Source organism: Bacillus sp. N447-1 (genome assembly GCF_022701035.1).
Lineage (GTDB): Bacteria > Bacillota > Bacilli > Bacillales > Bacillaceae_G > Bacillus_A > Bacillus_A cereus.
The window spans coordinates 2,935,001-2,952,352 of sequence record NZ_CP065509.1; the positions used below are offsets into that span (position 1 = coordinate 2,935,001).

Consider the following 17,352-nt stretch of genomic DNA (forward strand, 5'->3'; position numbering starts at 1 on the left):
GATATTGTAGAGCGAATCATGAAAGATGGACACGAAATCGGTAGTATGGGGTACAATTACACATCCTATACTTCTCTAGAGACAAATGAAATAAGACGAGACCTTTTACGAGCACAAGATGTTTTTACGAAACTTGGTGTAAAACAAGTCAAGCTGTTACGTCCACCTAGTGGCGAATTTAACAAAGCAACCCTTAAAATCGCAGAATCACTTGGATACACCGTCGTACATTGGAGTAATAATTCAAACGATTGGAAAAACCCAGGTGTAAATAACATCGTTTCCACTGTCTCTAATAATTTGAAAGGTGGAGATATCGTGTTATTACACGCATCCGATTCTGCCCTTCAAACAAATAGAGCTTTACCGCTGCTCCTGCAAAAAATAAAAAGTGATGGATATGAGCAAATATCCGTTTCACAACTTATTTCCAACACAAGTACGAAAAGTGAAGATGTGAAGTAGCTTCTTCCCTACTACTCTTCACGCATAAAAAGCTCTACTACCTTTCAAGAAGGTGGTAGAGCTTTTTTAATCATACCATTTACAACATTATAACTGATGTTGTATAAAACCTCTCTATTAAGCTGATTTACTTGTTTTTCCGATTAAACGATGTAATACAAGTAATTGATATGCATTACATAACAATAGCGGTATAACCATTAAATATAACCAATCTGTATCATTAATCCGAAGCGCCGGTACCCATTCAAGGATCGTTACAACAACCATAAAGAACAGAGCTGGCACAAATGCTTTTTTATTTGTTTCTTTACTTTTTACATAAGCAACAATTGCTCCAAACACAAATAACATTCCAGCAACAAGTATATTATTCCCTAACGAGACTTCCCCATTTGCAATAAGTACAGATCTTAAATACACAAAATCAAATAATACGAATGCAATAAAGAAGAGCTGGACTGCATTCCATAAAGAAGATGAGCGAAACATCCCTAGTCCAAAACGGTGAATTGTTAAATATGCAAAGAATCCCATTTGACTTATAACACTAAAAATAAATCCTACACCCATCAGCCAGAAAGATACTGCTAAAATCTCCTTACCGTCGAAATTTTGAAAAAATTCATTGTACTTGTCCCACTCCAAAACAAAACCAATAATAACTGTGCTAATCCCACCAAGAAACAACGTCGTTAAAAATAGTCGTACCCACTTGCGGCTATTCACAACACATCCCCCATTATCCTTATATTTCTAATTAAATTGTATCAATGACAATTTCAAAAAGCTAGCCATGTTCATGTATAAATTCCTTAAAGATATTTATATTAAAAAGAGAGAACTGTGCTGAAAGGAGTTCCAACTTATGAAACGGATGCTATTCATTTTCGTTTCTTCTTTTCTACTTATCGCACTTGCAGCATGCGCACAAGGAAAAGAAACGAAATCCGAACTAGATTACGATCAAACAAAGAAAATGATTGTTGATATTTTAAAAACAGATCAAGGTAAGAAAGCTATTCAAGATGTATTAACTGATGAAAAAATGAAACAAGCACTCATACTAGATGAAACAGTAGTAAAGAAAACGATTGAAGATGCCATGGTATCCGATAAAGGGCAACAATTCTGGGAAAAGCTCTTTAAAGATCCTGAGTTCTCATCAAAATTTGCTAAAAGTATGGGGAAAGAACAAACTCAATTAATGAAAACCTTATTAAAAGACCCTGAATACCAAGCAGGCGTTATAGAAATTATGAAAAATCCTGAAGTAGAAAAAATGATGTTACAAACAATGAAGAGTAAAGAATACCGTCAATATCTACAACAAGTACTAACAGAAACTGCTGAAAGTCCACTCTTCCAAGCCAAGATGATTGATATCATTAGTAAAGGTGTGCAAAAAGCTGAAAAAGGCGGATCTGGTAAGAAAGAAGCAGGCGGTGACGGTGGTTCTCAAGGCGAGAAGAAGGAAGAACAGTAAAAAATAATAACTATAATAACGAGTGGACAATTTATATATTGTCCACTCGTTATTACTTTATCTTGCTATTAACAGACAAAATGGCCCCCTCTAATTAAGCGAAAGGTTTACTAGCAACAAAAGCCTTATTGTTGTCAGTAACAGGTGAACCCCACTGATTAAAGTTTCACTTTATTTTTGTGTAACAGCTGTTTTATCAATTACTGTTTCAGCTATTTTACTATAAATAATGCCCGTTGTATGTGTATCTTCATATACTGAAGGAGCAAAGTCTTCTTTATTCCAATCGGGTTGTTGCAGTGGAATACGACCAAGAACATTCGTTTGTAATTCGGTAGCTAACTTATCTCCCCCGCCTTTTCCAAATACATATTCTTTCTCACCAGTTACCTTACTTTCAAAATATGCCATATTCTCAACAACACCAAGAATACTATGTTCAGTGCGCAATGCCATCGCTCCAGCACGCGCTGCTACAAACGCAGCTGTTGGATGAGGCGTCGTTACAATAATCTCTTTGCAAGATGGCAACATTGAGTGCACATCTAACGCAACATCACCTGTGCCTGGTGGCAAATCTAGTACTAAATAATCTAAATCGCCCCATTCTACTTCTGTGAAGAAGTGGTTTAACATTTTCCCAAGCATAGGTCCTCTCCAAATAACTGGTGCATTATCCTCTACAAAGAAGCCCATTGAGATTACCTTTACACCTAAACGTTCCACCGGAATTATCTTGTCACCTCTTACGATAGGACGTTTTTCTATCCCCATCATGTCTGGCACACTAAAACCGTAAATGTCCGCATCAATAATACCAACTTTTTTTCCTAAACGAGCTAAAGCAACTGCAAGGTTAACGGAAACAGTTGATTTTCCCACGCCACCTTTTCCACTCGCTACTGCTAAGAATGTTGTTTTTGAATTAGGTGACAATAAAGATTCACTTTGCTCTTCTTCTTGTTCCGGTGCAAACTGAGCTAATTCCTCTTCTGTAAATTCTGCAAAACGAAGTCCAACTGTTGCTGCCCCAAGTTCTTTTACTAACTTTACAATTCCAGACTGCAACTGCATTTGTTCCGCTGTACCGGTTTTTACGATTGCAATTTTAACACTCACATGTTCCTTCTCTGGCTTGACTGTTACCTCTTTAATTGCACTTGTTTCTTTTAATGTTTTATGTAAAAACGGATCTACAATCCCTTCTAACGCTTCAACCACTTGCTCTTTCGTTACCATAATTAGCCCAGCCCCCTGTATGAAAAATAACGTAATGTTAATTGAATTTATCTCTGCGTATTCTTGAAATAAATGCGTTTACATTTCCAGTATAACATATTTTCCGAAAACTTCGTTAACGAGAGAAGCTCAAAAAAATCCTCCTTATTCTGGAGGATTTCCTTTTTCCGTGAAATAACGTAATATACCACGGTATATTGCAGCTGCTACCTTTTGCTGATATTTCTCCGAATTTAACATATACCTTTCGTTCACATTCGATAAAAAGCCGGCTTCAATTAAAGCACCTGGTGTTTTAGAATACTTTAATAAATACACATGCGAAATTGTCTTAGCAGAACGATTCGTGTTCTCTAAACTTGTTCTCAATTCAGCCTGTATAAATTTTGCAGCACGTTCATTTTCAATCGAAGAGCGGTAATAGAACGTTTGTGCGCCTTTCGATCCACTACTAGTTAAAGCATTTAAATGAATACTTGCAAAAAAGTCTACATCAGGTTTATTGATGATTTCTACACGTTTTTTTAAATCCTCTGCTTTACGTCTACTATATGACTTTGTATCTTTGTTAGCTAAATCATAATCTCCCTCACGCGTTAAAATAACTAGTGCACCTTGTTCTTGTAAATAGTCTTGTACCTTTTTTGTAATTTCAAGCGTAATATCCTTTTCTATAATATCCTTTCCACCAACAGCCCCTCCATCTGGTCCACCATGCCCAGCATCTAATACAATTACTTTCCCTGATAAGGGTAAATTCCAAGCTCGCCACGATTTTGTAATTTGAAATTCTTGCTTGACTAAAAAAAACAATACAACCGCAGCGAGTGCAAAAGAGATAATTCGAATTCTCTTCATACCTTTCCTCCTCCAGCTAGTCCCTCTAATTACTTATATGGGACAAGAGGAAAGTTTATGCTTGTCTTAATGAAGCTTTAATCGATATCTTCTTTCACCTTTTTCATACCCTTCTTGCCACCACAATCCTATAAACTGCTGACAAGATTCAAAAAGTAATTCCTCATCTTTCAACTTTATTTCTCGCATAGTCATACTCGTTAAAAATTGAAATAGCGTTTCAGTTAATTGTTGTTCTTCTTCTAAAGCTCTATATTTCACATCAAAAAACGATTCACCATAATAACCAAATTTACTGTATCTCGCTCCTAATAAATAAGATTCTATCCCTAATTCAATACAGTAATCTTCATACTGACGATGAAGCTCTTGCATTTGAAAGGCATCACGAATATTTGAACGCAATGTTTTTAATGATAATTCCCGCAACATCTTCCGCTCGTATTTTAACTGCTTTTCTTTTTGTTTTTCTTGTAAGCTGACAATGACATTCATAGTACTTATAAACCTCCCTAATACGTATTAGTCTAAACTTCTAAAGAAGAAGCATACGCGCGGCGGTAGCACTAAAATATTCCAAGCTATAAAAATTGCAAAAGAGGAATGAAACATAAAAAACCCCAACCAAAATGGTTGGGGTTTGTAGTTCGCAAAAATTAACGTTTTGAGAACTGAGGTGCACGACGTGCGCCTTTAAGACCGTATTTTTTACGCTCTTTCATACGTGCGTCACGAGTTAATAGACCTGCACGTTTTAGTGTTAGACGGTATTCTGGATCAGCTTTTAATAAAGCGCGAGAAATACCGTGACGAATAGCACCAGCTTGACCAGTGTATCCACCACCATTTACGTTTACAAGTACATCGTAGTTACCTAAAGTTTCTGTTGCAACTAGAGGTTGTTTCACTACTTCACGTAATGCAGCAAATGGGATATAGTTTTCAAAATCACGACCGTTAATGATAACGCGTCCTTCGCCTGGAACTAGGCGTACGCGCGCTACTGAACTCTTACGACGTCCAGTGCCATAGTATTGAACCTGTGCCAAAGTAAGCCCTCCTTTAATTAATTATCCGCGAAGTTCGTAAACTTCTGGTTTTTGTGCTTGGTGTGGATGCTCTGCTCCAGCATACACGTTAAGTTTCTTAGAAACTTGACGGCCTAAGCGTCCTTTTGGAAGCATGCCTTTAATTGCAAGCTCTAACATTTGTACAGGGTAGTTTGTACGCATTTCAAGAGCTGTTCTTTGCTTAAGTCCACCTGGGTGGTTAGTGTGACGGTAGTAAATTTTATCGTTTAATTTATTACCTGTTAAATGAATTTTCTCAGCGTTAATAATAATTACATGATCACCCGTGTCAACGTGTGGTGTAAATGTAGGTTTGTTTTTACCACGTAAAATGGATGCTACTTCACTAGCAAGGCGACCTAAAGTTTGACCTTCAGCATCAACCACATACCATTTACGCTCAACTTCGTTAGCTTTTGCCATAAAAGTCGTACGCATGTGTTTCCCTCCTCGTTATCTTTTCCATAGAAAAAATCTATTGTTTATCTTAAACACGATTTCCTTCCGGGGCTAATCGTGGTTTTAGAAACAATACCATATGTTATGATATACTTTTGAGTTTCTAATGTCAAGCAAATGTTACACCAGGATTAGTTGTTATAGTTTACCTCCCACAAGTAAAGCCCATGACCTGGAGCCATCTTTCCAGCAAACTGACGATTTTGTTTCGCTAAAATCTCTGGAATGCTATCAGGATCAAGCTTTCCTTGCCCTACGCTAAGTAACGTACCAACAATAATTCTGACCATATTATATAAAAATCCATTACCTACAAAACGAAAAATTATTTCATCATCTTGTTCAATTAACTCGATTTCATAAATTGTTCGCACTTTATCTTTTTTGTCAGTTTTTGCCGAACAAAAAGAAGTAAAATCATGCGTTCCAATAAAATAAGGAATTGCTTTTCTTATAGAGTTGATTTCGAGCGGGTATGGATATTGATATACGTAATTTCTACGGAATACATCCGCAGTCTTTGATAATAATACACGATAACGATATTCTTTTTTCTCAACACCGTAACGTGCATGAAATTCTTCTGTTTTTTTCTCTACTTGCCTAATAACAATATCATCTGGCAACATTGTGTTTAAAGCATTACTCCATTGCCACTCTTCAAGAGACAAAGGAGTATCAAAGTGTATTACTTGTCCTTTTGCATGAACTGTAGAATCTGTTCTACCAGATGCCTGAACACGAACAAGTTCTCCCTTATGCAATTTCTGCAATGCTTTTTCTATCTCCTGTTGAACAGTACGATGGTTCGGCTGAATTTGATAACCACAAAAATGCATGCCATCATATGCAACCGTACATTTTATTCTATCCATTTCTCTATTCTCCATTACGATCGCACCCATGCCAAAATACAAGCTAAACAAAATAAGCTGACAATCGTTACTGTATCGCTTGTTTTCCAGCGTAGTTGCCTAAATTTAGTACGTCCTTCACCACTTTGATATCCACGAGCTTCCATCGCAATGGCTAAGTCCTCTGCACGCTTAAAAGCGCTGATAAACAGAGGAACGAGCAGTGAAATAATAGCTTTCATTCTATCTTTTATCGGTCCCCCGGCAAAATCAATACCACGTGACGCTTGTGCTTTCATTATTTTACTCGTTTCATCCATTAATGTCGGGATAAAACGAAGAGAAATTGACATCATTAATGCGATTTCATGAACAGGAACCTTTATACGCTTCAACGGCTTTAATAACGTCTCCAAACCATCTGTAATTTCAATAGGTGTCGTCGTTAACGTTAATAATGTCGTCATTAAAATAATAACGAAGAATCGTACAGAAATGTATATCCCTTGCTCTAATCCTTTTTCATATATCGAAAACCAACCAAGCTGGAATAGTACATCCCCCTCTTTATTTGTAAAAATATGCAGGAAAAATGTAAAAAGAAAAATCCATAAAATTGGTTTTAAGCCCGAAAGTACATAACGAATCGGCACTTTTGCAAAAAATAAAGCAATGAGTGCATATAAAAATAAAAATCCATATGAAATCGCATTATTTGCTAAGAAAACAACAAATACATATAAAAAGACAATCAGCAGCTTCGTACGTGGATCAAGTTGATGAATAAGTGAATTCCCCGGGATATATCTCCCAATAATCAACTGCTGCATGATTCATGACCACCTTTTCGTAACACCTGCACAACTTCATGAGTAAGATCCTCTAAAGATAAGGTAGCCTTTGGAATTGAAATACCAAACTTCTCTTCAATTGCACGTTTATACTTTAATGACATAGGAAGATCCACACCAATTTTCTCTAGTTCATCAGCATGTGAAAATACTTCCTCTGCACTTCCTTGCAAAAAGACCGTTCCTTTATGCATAACTACAATCTGCTCCGCATACTGAGCAGCATCCTCCATATTATGCGTTACAAGGATGACTGTAAGACCCTTCTCCTTGTGCAGCTTATAAAACATCTCCATAAGTTCGTTCTGCCCTTTTGGATCTAGTCCTGCTGTAGGTTCATCTAATACAAGCACTTCAGGTTCCATTGCCAGTACACCCGCTATAGCAACACGTCTCATTTGTCCACCACTTAATTCGAACGGAGAACGTGTTAACAGTTCTGGTTCTAGCCCTACAAGTTCAATTGCCTTTCTAGCCTTTTGCCTTGCTTCGTCTACAGATACTCCAAAATTAGTAGGGCCGAAACAAATATCTTTCTCCACAGTCTCTTCAAACAACTGATGTTCTGGAAATTGAAAGACAACCCCTACTTTTTTACGTAGTGGCTTTAGCTTTTTTTCTTTCTTTCCTGCCGAAATCAAATGTTCACCAATTTGAACTGTACCATTTGTCGGCTGCAATAAACCATTTAAATGTTGAATCATCGTCGACTTTCCTGAACCAGTATGACCGATAATGGCATAATAGCCCCCACTTGGAAACGACACGTCTACATCATAAAGTGCGCGTCTTTCAAATGGAGTTTTATATTGATAACGATGTTCTACTTTTTGGAATGTAATCTCCAAAGTTCGTTCACCAAGCTTTCCATTGTAAGATGCGTATTTTGCAAGAGAATTTCATTTCTTTTTAATAATTCTGCTATTTTCACCGAAAACGGTACATCTAAGCCAATTTCTTGGAGCATATGAGAGGATTTGAAAATTTTTTCTGGAGTCCCTTCCTCTAATATTTCTCCCTTATTTAAAATAATGACACGATCTGACTGTGCCGCTTCTTCTAAATCGTGCGTAATTGATAACACGGTAATACCTTTTTGAGTAACAAGTTGTCTAACCGTTTCTACTACTTCACGTCTCCCTTGAGGGTCTAACATTGACGTTGCTTCATCTAATATTAAAATAGATGGTTGAAGTGCTAAAACGCCTGCTATTGCCACTCGCTGCTTTTGCCCACCAGATAAGGAATGAGGCTCATCATTAAGAAAATCTTCCATACGGACAAGTTGCAAGGCCTGTTCTAATCTTTCAATCATTTGTTCTCTCGGCATTCCGATATTCTCCAAGCCAAATACAACATCATCTTGCACTGTCGTTCCAACAAATTGATTATCTGGATTTTGAAATACCATTCCAATTTGTTTTCGAACATCCCATACCGTTTCCTCTGATAAAACCATTGTATCATTTACTGTAATAGTCCCTGCTTCTGGCAAAAACAAACCATTCAATAATTTTGCAAGTGTAGACTTTCCTGAACCGTTTTGTCCAATAATAGATACCCATTCTCCCTCATATAAGGAAAATGAAACATCTTTTAATGCATAAGTGGCTGCCCCAGGATATTGAAATGATATATTTTCTATCCGAAGTTTCTCTTTTTTCAATAGAAGGCACCCTTTCCTTCGCCAAGTTAGCCTATTTTTATATTTAAAAAAAAGGGCCATGACCAGTTTCTTGAAAAGAACTGTCCTGCCCTTTTAATTATCATTATACTAACTCGATAATTACCATTGGTGCTGCGTCTCCGCGACGTGGACCAATTTTTGCAATACGAGTGTATCCGCCTTGGCGCTCAGCATAGCGTGGAGCTACATCAGCGAATAGTTTTTGAAGTGCATCTTGACCAGTCTCAGCGTTAGCTACTTCATTGCGAATGAAAGCTGCTGCTTGACGACGAGCATGAAGATCTCCGCGTTTACCTAAAGTGATCATTTTTTCCACTACAGAACGAAGTTCTTTTGCACGAGTTTCTGTCGTTTGGATGCGCTCGTTGATAATTAAATCAGTAGCTAAATCACGTAACATAGCTTTACGTTGCGCACTTGTACGGCCTAATTTTCTGTATGCCATTCGTAGTTCCCTCCTTTGTTGATGGGTTTAAATCCTCAGTCGTCTTTACGTAAACCTAAACCTAATTCCTCAAGTTTATGTTTAACTTCTTCTAAGGATTTACGTCCTAAGTTACGAACTTTCATCATATCTTCTTCTGTTTTGTTCGCAAGCTCTTGTACAGTATTAATTCCTGCACGTTTTAGGCAATTATAAGAACGAACAGAAAGGTCTAGTTCTTCGATAGTCATCTCAAGAACTTTCTCTTTTTGATCTTCTTCCTTCTCGACCATAATCTCAGCATTTTGTGCTTCATCAGTTAAACCAACAAAGATATTTAAATGCTCAGTTAAGATTTTGGCACCTAAAGAGATAGCTTCTTTTGGCCCGATGCTTCCATCCGTCCATACATCAAGCGTAAGCTTATCATAATTAGCCACTTGTCCGACACGTGTCTTTTCCACTTGGTAAGTCACACGTGATACTGGAGTATAAATAGAATCAATAGGAATTACTCCTATTGGTTGATCTTCGCTTTTATTTGCATCAGCTGGCGTATACCCACGGCCACGCTTTGCAGTTAAACGCACGCGGAAATGCGCATCTTTTGCTAACGTTGCAATGTGTAAATCTGGATTTAAGATTTCTACATCACTATCGTGAGTAATATCAGCAGCTGTGACAATACCTTCGCCCTGTACATCAATTTCCAACGTCTTCTCTTCTTCAGAGTAGATTTTAAGAGCTAACTTTTTCAAGTTTAAGATGATCGTCGTAACGTCTTCTACTACGCCCTCAACTGTTGAAAATTCATGTAATACGCCATCGATTTGGATAGCAGTAACAGCGGCACCAGGGAGTGAGGATAAAAGAATACGACGTAAGGAGTTACCCAAAGTAGTACCATATCCACGCTCAAGCGGTTCAATTACGAATTTACCATATTTAGCATCTTCGTTAAGTTCAACCGTTTCGATTTTCGGCTTTTCGATTTCAATCATTAACTAAACCCTCCTTCAAAACGTCGAAACCCCGGTTAAACAAAGGTATAACCCCTGTCTAACCGAAAGTCCCCCTTAGGCAGTTCCCGATTGTGCACAACAAGCGATGTTTCTGTACGAAATTTCTCGATAATGCATCATATCCATTATAGACAAAAGGGAAAATTCTATACAGAAAAATTACACACGACGACGTTTTGGTGGACGACATCCATTATGAGGAACTGGAGTAACATCTCTAATTGCTGTTACTTCTAGACCTGCAGCTTGAAGAGCACGAATTGCAGCTTCACGACCAGCACCAGGACCTTTAACAGTAACCTCTAAAGTTTTTAAACCGTGTTCCATTGCAGCTTTAGCAGCAGTTTCAGCAGCCATTTGCGCAGCGAATGGAGTAGATTTACGAGATCCACGGAAACCAAGTGCACCAGCACTAGACCAAGAAAGTGCGTTACCGTGAGTATCTGTAAGTGTTACGATTGTGTTGTTGAAAGTAGAACGAATATGAGCTATACCAGCTTCAATATTCTTTTTCACACGTTTTTTACGAGTGTTTGTTTTACGTGCCATTGTTAGTTCAACCTCCTTTACTTATTATTTCTTTTTATTTGCTACTGTACGACGTGGACCTTTACGTGTACGAGCATTGTTTTTAGAGTTTTGACCACGAACTGGTAAACCACGACGGTGACGAAGACCACGGTAAGAACCGATCTCCATTAGACGTTTGATGTTAAGAGATACTTCACGACGAAGGTCTCCCTCAACTTTAATACGATCGATGATATCACGGATACGTCCTAATTCGTCTTCCGTTAAATCACGAACTCGTGTTTCTTCAGAAATACCTGCTTCAGCAAGAATTTTTTCAGCAGTTGTGCGACCAATGCCGAATACGTAAGTTAAAGAAATAACAACGCGTTTGTCTCGAGGAATATCTACACCTGCGATACGTGCCATTACGAATGCACCTCCTTCTGATTAACCTTGTTTTTGTTTATGTTTAGGGTTTTCACAAATAACCATTACTTTTCCACGTCTACGAATAACTTTACATTTTTCGCAGATTGGTTTAACTGACGGTCTTACTTTCATGTCTCGAACCTCCTTAAAGATTACGGAGTGCTATATTATTTAAAACGGTACGTAATACGACCACGATTTAAATCGTACGGAGATAATTCTACCGTAACTTTGTCTCCTGGTAAAATACGAATGAAGTTCATACGGATTTTACCAGAAACGTGAGCCAATACGACATGCCCATTCTCTAATTCTACTTTGAACATAGCATTTGGCAACGTTTCAAGAACGGTACCTTCGACTTCAATTACATCATCTTTAGCCATTCAATAGTTCTCCCTTCTTCAAATCAGTAACATTTTACACTGCTCTGAAATCCCGGAGAGCCAGCTACTTATAAAGTGGTAAGGATTTCGTATCCTGCTTCTGTAAGAGCAATCGTGTGCTCAAAATGGGCACACCATTTACCATCTACCGTTACCACTGTCCAGTCATCAGATAGTGTTTTTACATATCGTCTTCCTTGATTCACCATCGGCTCAACACAGATGACCATTCCCGGCTTTAATCTAGGGCCTCTATTTGGTGGACCATAGTGCGGGATTTGAGGGTCCTCATGTAAGTCTTGCCCGATTCCGTGACCAACATACTCCCTAACGATCGAGAATCCATTCTCTTCAGCATGGGTTTGAACCGCATGTGAGATATTTGATAATCTCTCGCCTGGTTTTACTTGTTCTAGACCAAGATACAACGATTTTTCTGTGACATCAAGTAGCTTTTGAACAGATTCAGAAATGTTTCCAACTGGATACGTCCATGCAGAATCTCCATGGTACCCATTGTATTTCGCACCAATATCGATACTGATGATATCGCCCTCTTTGAGCTTGCGCTTCCCTGGAATTCCGTGTACAAGCTCTTCATTTACAGAAGCACATATGCTCCCCGGAAATCCGTTGTATCCTTTAAAAGATGGCGTAGCACCATATTTTTGAATCGTCTTTTCCGCTATTTGATCGAGCTCTTTCGTTGTAATTCCTGGAGTAATGTGCTGTTTCAACTCTTGATGAGTCAAAGCAACGATCCTGCCAGCTTCTCGCATGATTTCTATCTCGCGAGGAGTTTTGCAGATTATCATTACGCTAAGCCTCCGATGAGAACATCGATATCAGCAAATACTTTATTGATATCTTGCTCACCATTAATGCTTTGTAAGTAACCAAGCTCTTCGTAGAAATCAAGCAAAGGTTTTGTTTGCTTAATATTTACATCTAAACGATTTGCTACAGTTTCTTCATTGTCATCAGAGCGTTGATATAATTCGCCACCACATTTATCGCACACATCAGCTTTTGCTGGTGGATTGAATTCTAAGTGGTAAGTCGCACCGCACTCTTTACAAATGCGACGGCCTGTAAGGCGTTTTAATAACAACCCTGAATCCACATTAATGTTTAAAACATAGTCGATTTTTTTGCCAAGATCTTTCATAATTTCTTCAAGAGCTGATGCTTGTGCAACAGTTCGTGGGAAACCGTCTAGTAAGAAACCTCTTACGCAGTCGTCTTGACTTAAACGTTCACGAACGATTCCGATTGTAACTTCATCTGGAACAAGTGCACCTTTATCAATAAAAGATTTTGCTTGTAGACCCATTTCAGTTTCAGCCTTCATAGCTGCACGGAACATGTCTCCTGTTGAAATGTGAGGGATGTTATACTTGGCAACAATCTGTTCGGCTTGTGTACCTTTACCAGCACCAGGAAGCCCCATTAAAATTAAGTTCATCCTTGTTCCCCCTCAGAGTACATGAGCATGTAGGGAAGACAATTCTTCCCACTTACTCACTGCTTGATAAACCCTTTGTAATGGCGTTTTACCAGTTGGCTTTCTAGCTGCTTCATTGTTTCTAAAGCAACGCCGACAACGATTAACATACTCGTTCCACCGATCTGTGCAGATGGAGGAAGATTTCCCAATTTCGTAAAGATAACTGGTAAGATTGCAATCGCTGCTAGGAAAATTGATCCTACAAAGGTCAAACGATACAAGATTTTTGTTAGATATTGTTCCGTATTCTTACCCGGACGAATACCTGGAACATATCCACCTTGCTTGTTTAGATTCTCTGACATTTGCTCTGGATTAACCTGAACAAATGCATAGAAATATGTGAAGGCTACAATGAGCGCAACATATATGATCATTCCCACTGGGTGAGAATAGTTAAAGTTTGCAATAATCCACTGCGATACATCATGTTTCGGGAAGAACTGTGCAATAGTCGGAGGCGTAATTAAGAATGAAACAGCAAAAATTACTGGAATAACACCAGCACTATTTACCTTAAGCGGTAAATGTGTGTTTTGTGCTCCAGCATAACCACCATTTCCTCCTGTTACACGCTTCGCATATTGAATTGGGATCTTTCTAACAGCCTGTTGAATGAAAATAACACCCACAATAACTGCTAGCACAGCTAGTAAAATCAATGCAACTTTAACGATACTCATGAACAATTGATCTCCGATATTTTGAAACTGTTGCTGATACACTTGAGATATAACACTTGGGATCGCTGCGGCAATACCGCCAAAGATAAGGATGGAAATACCATTACCTACACCTTTAGCTGTAATCTGTTCACCTAACCACATTAAAAATGCAGTACCAGCAGTCAGTACCGTAGCAATGTATAAATAAGTGCTCCAACCTGGATTCAAAATTAATTGTCCACCTACCATACCGTTAAAACCGATTGACATACCAAACCCCTGAATAAACGCAAGAACAATTGTAAAGTAACGCGTGAATTGCGTTAATTTACGACGGCCCATTTCACCTTGCTTCGACCATTCCGAAAATTTAGGAACAACATCCATCTGCAATAATTGCACGATGATGGATGCTGTAATATACGGCATGATTCCCATCGCAAAGATGGAGAAGTTTTTCAAGGCTCCACCGCCAAATGTATTTAGAATACCTAAAGCATTTAATTGATCTTGTGCCTTCAGTACGTCTCCATTTGTAAATGGCACGGGGATAAACGTGCCAATCCTGAATACGATTAACATCGCTAAAGTGAATAATATTTTACGTCTTATCTCAGCAACGCGCATAAAGTTGGAGATTGTACGAAACATTAGATCACCTCAACTGATCCGCCAGCTGCTTCAATTGCTTCTTTAGCACTTGAAGAGAACTTGTGCGCTTTAACAGTTAGTTTTTTCTCTACTGCTCCGCTTGCAAGAACTTTAACACCGTCGTTTAACTTGCTGATAACGCCAGTTTCCAGCAATAATTCAGGTGTTACTTCTGTACCATCTTCAAAACGATTTAACGTTGATAAGTTTACAATAGCAAACTCTTTACGGTTAATGTTTGTGAAGCCGCGTTTTGGTAAACGACGGAATAATGGAGTTTGACCACCTTCGAAGCCAAGACGAACACCGCCGCCAGAACGTGCGTTTTGTCCTTTATGACCTTTACCAGCAGTTTTACCGTTACCAGAACCGATACCACGACCGACACGGTTACGTACTTTACGAGAACCTTCTGCAGGTTTTAATTCATGAAGTTTCATTCCCAGGCACCTCCTTATATTAATGAGTTATCCTTAAGCTTCTTTTACAGTTACAAGGTGAGAAACTTTGTTGATCATACCAAGAATAGCAGGAGTTTCTTCCTTAACTACAGTTGAATTCAACTTTTTAAGACCTAAAGCTTCTACCGTCGCACGTTGATCTTGTGGACGACCAATTACACTACGAGTGAGGGTAATTTCTAACTTTTTCGCCATTTGTTTTCCCTCCTTAACCTAGTAGCTCTTCTACAGATTTACCGCGTAATTTTGCAACATCTTCAGCGCGCTTAAGTTCGCTTAATCCGTTCACAGTAGCGCGAATCATGTTGATTGGTGTGTTAGAACCAAGAGATTTCGAAAGAATATCTTGTACACCAGCTAATTCAAGGACCGCACGAACAGGTCCACCAGCAATAACACCAGTACCCTCAGCAGCAGGTTTTAAGAATACTTCACCAGCGCCAAAATGACCGTTGATTGTGTGTGGAATTGTTGTACCAACTAATGGTACAGCGATTAAGTTTTTCTTAGCGTCTTCGATAGCTTTACGGATTGCGTCTGGTACCTCTTGTGCTTTACCAGTACCGAATCCAACATGACCGTTTTTATCGCCAACTACAACTAGTGCAGCAAAGCGGAAACGACGACCACCCTTAACAACTTTCGCGACACGATTTATCGTAACTACACGTTCTTCAAGTTCTAATTTACTTGGGTCAATGCGATGCATCAATTTTCCCTCCTTTGACCATTAAAATTGTAATCCAGCCTCACGAGCAGCTTCAGCTAGAGCTTTAACACGGCCATGGTATAAGTAACCACCGCGATCAAATACTACTTCTTTAACGCCTTTCTCTACAGCACGCTTAGCAACTGATTCTCCAACTTTCGTAGCAGCTTCAATATTGCTAGTACCGTTAAGAGCAAGGTCTTTATCAAGAGTAGATGCACTTACTAACGTTACACCATTCACATCATCAATAACTTGAGCGTAAATATGTTGGTTAGAACGGAACACGTTTAAACGTGGACGCTCTGCAGTACCAGTAAGTTTAGCACGTACACGTGCATGTCTTTTCTTACGAGTCGCATTTTTATCAGCTTTAGTGATCATTCTTGTCACTCCTTTCTCTCACCTAACGGGTTTACTTAGCAGTTTTACCTTCTTTACGACGAACAACTTCGCCTTCGTAACGAATACCTTTACCTTTGTAAGGCTCAGGAGCACGTACAGCACGGATGTTAGCAGCGAATTCGCCAACACGTTGCTTGTCGATACCTTTAATTACGATCTTAGTTGGTGCAGGTACTTCAACTTCAAGACCTGCTTCCGGAGTCATTTCTACTGGATGAGAATAACCTACGCTTAATACAAGTTTATCACCTTGTTTTTGAGCACGGTAACCAACACCGACTAATTCAAGTCCGCGTGCGAAACCTTCAGTTACACCTTCAACCATGTTTCCGATTAAAGCACGAGTTGTACCGTGTAATGCACGGTGTTCCTTCTGTTCAGATGGACGCTCAACTGTTAATGTATTCTCTTCAATTTTGATAAGCATATCAGCATTGAAAGTACGAGTTAATTCACCTTTAGGGCCTTTTACTGTTACAGTATTGTCTTCTGCAACTGTAATAGTAACACCTGCAGGGATTTCAAGAATCTTTTTACCAATACGAGACATGTGGTCACACCTCCGTTCGTTTTAAATATATATTACCAAACGTATGCTACTACTTCTCCACCAGTTTGTAATTGACGAGCGTCTTTGTCTGTCATTACTCCCTTAGATGTAGAAACAAGAGCGATACCTAATCCGTTAAGTACACGTGGTACTTCGTCAGCTTTAGCGTAAACGCGTAAGCCAGGTTTACTGATACGTTTTAATCCAGTGATTACACGTTCATTGTTTGCACCATATTTCAGGAAAATACGAAGGATACCTTGTTTGTTATCCTCGATGTATTCTACATCACGAATGAAACCTTCACGTTTTAAAAGTTCAGCGATCTCTTTTTTGATTTTAGAAGCAGGAACCTCTAATTTCTCATGACGTACCATGTTCGCATTACGGATGCGAGTAAGCATGTCTGCAATTGGATCTGTCATCACCATGTGTTTTACCTCCTTCCCATTTGTGGGTTTTACCAACTAGCTTTTTTAACACCAGGAATTTGACCTTTATATGCAAGTTCACGGAAACAAATACGGCAAAGTTTAAATTTGCGGTATACAGAATGCGGACGACCGCAGCGTTCGCAACGTGTATACTCTTGTACTTTAAACTTAGGAGTACGCTTTTGTTTCGCTATCATAGATTTTTTAGCCACGTTTTCGCCTCCTCT

28 protein-coding genes (1 of these 28 running past the window's edge) are annotated in these 17,352 nt (G+C 38.8%); 2 read left to right on the forward strand and 26 right to left on the reverse strand.

The window, feature by feature from the left end; genetic code table 11:
- Positions 1 to 465: the 3' portion of a polysaccharide deacetylase family sporulation protein PdaB gene (gene pdaB, locus IQ781_RS14760; RefSeq protein WP_000464703.1), read on the forward strand. It extends 300 nt beyond the left edge of the window; the window shows 465 of its 765 coding nt (coding positions 301-765); the start codon falls outside the window, past its left edge; its stop codon occupies positions 463 to 465.
- Positions 466 to 582: 117 nt separating this feature from the next.
- Here the strand turns inward: pdaB and kbaA are convergent, their stop codons facing one another.
- Entirely contained in the window at positions 583 to 1,194 is a 612-nt protein-coding gene (gene kbaA, locus IQ781_RS14765) for a KinB signaling pathway activation protein KbaA (RefSeq protein WP_001088524.1), read from the reverse strand.
- A 139-nt stretch (positions 1,195 to 1,333) separates the two neighbouring features.
- Between kbaA and gerD the strand changes: the two genes are divergently transcribed.
- On the forward strand, positions 1,334 to 1,951 hold the full coding sequence (gene gerD / locus IQ781_RS14770) for a spore germination lipoprotein GerD (RefSeq protein WP_000827295.1): 618 nt from the start codon (positions 1,334 to 1,336) through the stop codon (positions 1,949 to 1,951).
- Between the two features lie 171 nt (positions 1,952 to 2,122).
- Here the strand turns inward: gerD and IQ781_RS14775 are convergent, their stop codons facing one another.
- The 25 genes from IQ781_RS14775 to rpsN form a co-directional block, all read right to left on the reverse strand.
- The gene (locus IQ781_RS14775) at positions 2,123 to 3,190 is read right to left on the reverse strand and encodes an Mrp/NBP35 family ATP-binding protein (protein ID WP_000256628.1); all 1,068 of its coding nucleotides are present in this window, start codon (positions 3,188 to 3,190) and stop codon (positions 2,123 to 2,125) included.
- Between the two features lie 144 nt (positions 3,191 to 3,334).
- A complete protein-coding gene (gene cwlD, locus IQ781_RS14780) occupies positions 3,335 to 4,048 on the reverse strand; it encodes an N-acetylmuramoyl-L-alanine amidase CwlD (protein WP_000822439.1) in 714 nt (237 codons plus the stop codon).
- 66 nt (positions 4,049 to 4,114) lie between these two features.
- Positions 4,115 to 4,543, reverse strand: coding sequence for a DUF2521 family protein (locus IQ781_RS14785; protein WP_001101005.1), 429 nt, complete (start codon positions 4,541 to 4,543; stop codon positions 4,115 to 4,117).
- Between the two features lie 161 nt (positions 4,544 to 4,704).
- Positions 4,705 to 5,097 carry a 30S ribosomal protein S9 gene (gene rpsI, locus IQ781_RS14790; protein ID WP_000079986.1) on the reverse strand — a complete coding sequence of 131 codons (393 nt, stop codon included), beginning with the start codon at positions 5,095 to 5,097 and terminating at the stop codon, positions 4,705 to 4,707.
- A 21-nt stretch (positions 5,098 to 5,118) separates the two neighbouring features.
- Complete coding sequence (rplM, locus tag IQ781_RS14795) at positions 5,119 to 5,556, reverse strand: 50S ribosomal protein L13 (protein WP_001260793.1); 438 nt, start codon at positions 5,554 to 5,556, stop codon at positions 5,119 to 5,121.
- A gap of 152 nt (positions 5,557 to 5,708) precedes the next feature.
- On the reverse strand, positions 5,709 to 6,452 hold the full coding sequence (gene truA / locus IQ781_RS14800) for a tRNA pseudouridine(38-40) synthase TruA (RefSeq protein ID WP_002164804.1): 744 nt from the start codon (positions 6,450 to 6,452) through the stop codon (positions 5,709 to 5,711).
- Between the two features lie 14 nt (positions 6,453 to 6,466).
- Positions 6,467 to 7,261: an energy-coupling factor transporter transmembrane component T family protein gene (locus tag IQ781_RS14805; RefSeq protein ID WP_001186526.1), complete on the reverse strand. Its 795-nt coding sequence runs from the start codon at positions 7,259 to 7,261 to the stop codon at positions 6,467 to 6,469.
- The gene (locus IQ781_RS14810) at positions 7,249 to 8,130 is read right to left on the reverse strand and encodes an energy-coupling factor ABC transporter ATP-binding protein (protein ID WP_000406535.1); all 882 of its coding nucleotides are present in this window, start codon (positions 8,128 to 8,130) and stop codon (positions 7,249 to 7,251) included. The genes IQ781_RS14805 and IQ781_RS14810 overlap by 13 nt, the downstream gene beginning before the upstream one ends.
- A complete protein-coding gene (locus tag IQ781_RS14815) occupies positions 8,106 to 8,948 on the reverse strand; it encodes an energy-coupling factor ABC transporter ATP-binding protein (protein WP_000711757.1) in 843 nt (280 codons plus the stop codon). Before IQ781_RS14815 ends, IQ781_RS14810 begins: the two co-directional genes overlap by 25 nt.
- Positions 8,949 to 9,051: 103 nt before the next feature.
- Positions 9,052 to 9,414, reverse strand: coding sequence for a 50S ribosomal protein L17 (gene rplQ / locus IQ781_RS14820; RefSeq protein WP_000331490.1), 363 nt, complete (start codon positions 9,412 to 9,414; stop codon positions 9,052 to 9,054).
- 35 nt (positions 9,415 to 9,449) lie between these two features.
- On the reverse strand, positions 9,450 to 10,394 hold the full coding sequence (locus IQ781_RS14825; RefSeq protein WP_000569643.1) for a DNA-directed RNA polymerase subunit alpha: 945 nt from the start codon (positions 10,392 to 10,394) through the stop codon (positions 9,450 to 9,452).
- A gap of 180 nt (positions 10,395 to 10,574) precedes the next feature.
- Positions 10,575 to 10,964, reverse strand: a complete 390-nt coding sequence (gene rpsK, locus IQ781_RS14830) for a 30S ribosomal protein S11 (RefSeq protein ID WP_000101798.1) — start codon at positions 10,962 to 10,964, stop codon at positions 10,575 to 10,577.
- A 24-nt stretch (positions 10,965 to 10,988) separates the two neighbouring features.
- Entirely contained in the window at positions 10,989 to 11,354 is a 366-nt protein-coding gene (gene rpsM, locus IQ781_RS14835) for a 30S ribosomal protein S13 (protein WP_000090788.1), read from the reverse strand.
- Positions 11,355 to 11,375: 21 nt separating this feature from the next.
- On the reverse strand, positions 11,376 to 11,489 hold the full coding sequence (gene rpmJ, locus IQ781_RS14840; protein WP_000868344.1) for a 50S ribosomal protein L36: 114 nt from the start codon (positions 11,487 to 11,489) through the stop codon (positions 11,376 to 11,378).
- Positions 11,490 to 11,524: 35 nt separating this feature from the next.
- Positions 11,525 to 11,743 (reverse strand): translation initiation factor IF-1, encoded by a 219-nt coding sequence (gene infA / locus IQ781_RS14845; RefSeq protein ID WP_001029884.1) that lies wholly within the window; start codon positions 11,741 to 11,743, stop codon positions 11,525 to 11,527.
- Between the two features lie 68 nt (positions 11,744 to 11,811).
- Positions 11,812 to 12,558 (reverse strand): type I methionyl aminopeptidase, encoded by a 747-nt coding sequence (gene map, locus IQ781_RS14850; protein ID WP_000582539.1) that lies wholly within the window; start codon positions 12,556 to 12,558, stop codon positions 11,812 to 11,814.
- The gene (locus IQ781_RS14855) at positions 12,558 to 13,208 is read right to left on the reverse strand and encodes an adenylate kinase (RefSeq protein ID WP_001048989.1); all 651 of its coding nucleotides are present in this window, start codon (positions 13,206 to 13,208) and stop codon (positions 12,558 to 12,560) included. The genes map and IQ781_RS14855 overlap by 1 nt, the downstream gene beginning before the upstream one ends.
- 56 nt (positions 13,209 to 13,264) lie before the next feature.
- Positions 13,265 to 14,566, reverse strand: coding sequence for a preprotein translocase subunit SecY (gene secY, locus IQ781_RS14860; protein ID WP_000490117.1), 1,302 nt, complete (start codon positions 14,564 to 14,566; stop codon positions 13,265 to 13,267).
- Positions 14,566 to 15,006: a 50S ribosomal protein L15 gene (rplO, locus tag IQ781_RS14865; protein WP_000766081.1), complete on the reverse strand. Its 441-nt coding sequence runs from the start codon at positions 15,004 to 15,006 to the stop codon at positions 14,566 to 14,568. The genes secY and rplO overlap by 1 nt, the downstream gene beginning before the upstream one ends.
- Positions 15,007 to 15,039: 33 nt before the next feature.
- Entirely contained in the window at positions 15,040 to 15,222 is a 183-nt protein-coding gene (rpmD, locus tag IQ781_RS14870; protein ID WP_001085234.1) for a 50S ribosomal protein L30, read from the reverse strand.
- Positions 15,223 to 15,235: 13 nt separating this feature from the next.
- A complete protein-coding gene (gene rpsE, locus IQ781_RS14875; protein WP_000554646.1) occupies positions 15,236 to 15,736 on the reverse strand; it encodes a 30S ribosomal protein S5 in 501 nt (166 codons plus the stop codon).
- A gap of 21 nt (positions 15,737 to 15,757) precedes the next feature.
- The gene (gene rplR / locus IQ781_RS14880; RefSeq protein ID WP_000628816.1) at positions 15,758 to 16,120 is read right to left on the reverse strand and encodes a 50S ribosomal protein L18; all 363 of its coding nucleotides are present in this window, start codon (positions 16,118 to 16,120) and stop codon (positions 15,758 to 15,760) included.
- Positions 16,121 to 16,151: 31 nt separating this feature from the next.
- Positions 16,152 to 16,691 carry a 50S ribosomal protein L6 gene (rplF, locus tag IQ781_RS14885; protein ID WP_000086558.1) on the reverse strand — a complete coding sequence of 180 codons (540 nt, stop codon included), beginning with the start codon at positions 16,689 to 16,691 and terminating at the stop codon, positions 16,152 to 16,154.
- A 32-nt stretch (positions 16,692 to 16,723) separates the two neighbouring features.
- Positions 16,724 to 17,122: a 30S ribosomal protein S8 gene (gene rpsH, locus IQ781_RS14890; RefSeq protein WP_000245511.1), complete on the reverse strand. Its 399-nt coding sequence runs from the start codon at positions 17,120 to 17,122 to the stop codon at positions 16,724 to 16,726.
- A 29-nt stretch (positions 17,123 to 17,151) separates the two neighbouring features.
- Positions 17,152 to 17,337, reverse strand: a complete 186-nt coding sequence (gene rpsN, locus IQ781_RS14895; RefSeq protein ID WP_001085700.1) for a 30S ribosomal protein S14 — start codon at positions 17,335 to 17,337, stop codon at positions 17,152 to 17,154.
- Positions 17,338 to 17,352: the final 15 nt, after the last annotated feature.

Coding starts and splice junctions, on each gene's coding strand:
- gerD (WP_000827295.1), top strand. CDS start 1,334: ATGAAACGGATGCTATTCATTTTCGTTTCTTCTTTTCTACTTATCGCA.
- IQ781_RS14775 (WP_000256628.1), bottom strand. CDS start 3,190: ATGGTAACGAAAGAGCAAGTGGTTGAAGCGTTAGAAGGGATTGTAGAT.
- cwlD (WP_000822439.1), bottom strand. CDS start 4,048: ATGAAGAGAATTCGAATTATCTCTTTTGCACTCGCTGCGGTTGTATTG.
- IQ781_RS14785 (WP_001101005.1), bottom strand. CDS start 4,543: ATGAATGTCATTGTCAGCTTACAAGAAAAACAAAAAGAAAAGCAGTTA.
- rplM (WP_001260793.1), bottom strand. CDS start 5,556: ATGCGTACGACTTTTATGGCAAAAGCTAACGAAGTTGAGCGTAAATGG.
- truA (WP_002164804.1), bottom strand. CDS start 6,452: ATGGATAGAATAAAATGTACGGTTGCATATGATGGCATGCATTTTTGT.
- IQ781_RS14805 (WP_001186526.1), bottom strand. CDS start 7,261: ATGCAGCAGTTGATTATTGGGAGATATATCCCGGGGAATTCACTTATT.
- rplQ (WP_000331490.1), bottom strand. CDS start 9,414: ATGGCATACAGAAAATTAGGCCGTACAAGTGCGCAACGTAAAGCTATG.
- IQ781_RS14825 (WP_000569643.1), bottom strand. CDS start 10,394: ATGATTGAAATCGAAAAGCCGAAAATCGAAACGGTTGAACTTAACGAA.
- rpsK (WP_000101798.1), bottom strand. CDS start 10,964: ATGGCACGTAAAACAAACACTCGTAAAAAACGTGTGAAAAAGAATATT.
- rpsM (WP_000090788.1), bottom strand. CDS start 11,354: ATGGCACGTATCGCAGGTGTAGATATTCCTCGAGACAAACGCGTTGTT.
- rpmJ (WP_000868344.1), bottom strand. CDS start 11,489: ATGAAAGTAAGACCGTCAGTTAAACCAATCTGCGAAAAATGTAAAGTT.
- infA (WP_001029884.1), bottom strand. CDS start 11,743: ATGGCTAAAGATGATGTAATTGAAGTCGAAGGTACCGTTCTTGAAACG.
- map (WP_000582539.1), bottom strand. CDS start 12,558: ATGATAATCTGCAAAACTCCTCGCGAGATAGAAATCATGCGAGAAGCT.
- IQ781_RS14855 (WP_001048989.1), bottom strand. CDS start 13,208: ATGAACTTAATTTTAATGGGGCTTCCTGGTGCTGGTAAAGGTACACAA.
- secY (WP_000490117.1), bottom strand. CDS start 14,566: ATGTTTCGTACAATCTCCAACTTTATGCGCGTTGCTGAGATAAGACGT.
- rplO (WP_000766081.1), bottom strand. CDS start 15,006: ATGAAACTTCATGAATTAAAACCTGCAGAAGGTTCTCGTAAAGTACGT.
- rpmD (WP_001085234.1), bottom strand. CDS start 15,222: ATGGCGAAAAAGTTAGAAATTACCCTCACTCGTAGTGTAATTGGTCGT.
- rpsE (WP_000554646.1), bottom strand. CDS start 15,736: ATGCATCGCATTGACCCAAGTAAATTAGAACTTGAAGAACGTGTAGTT.
- rplR (WP_000628816.1), bottom strand. CDS start 16,120: ATGATCACTAAAGCTGATAAAAATGCGACTCGTAAGAAAAGACATGCA.
- rplF (WP_000086558.1), bottom strand. CDS start 16,691: ATGTCTCGTATTGGTAAAAAGATTCTTGAAATCCCTGCAGGTGTTACT.
- rpsH (WP_000245511.1), bottom strand. CDS start 17,122: ATGGTGATGACAGATCCAATTGCAGACATGCTTACTCGCATCCGTAAT.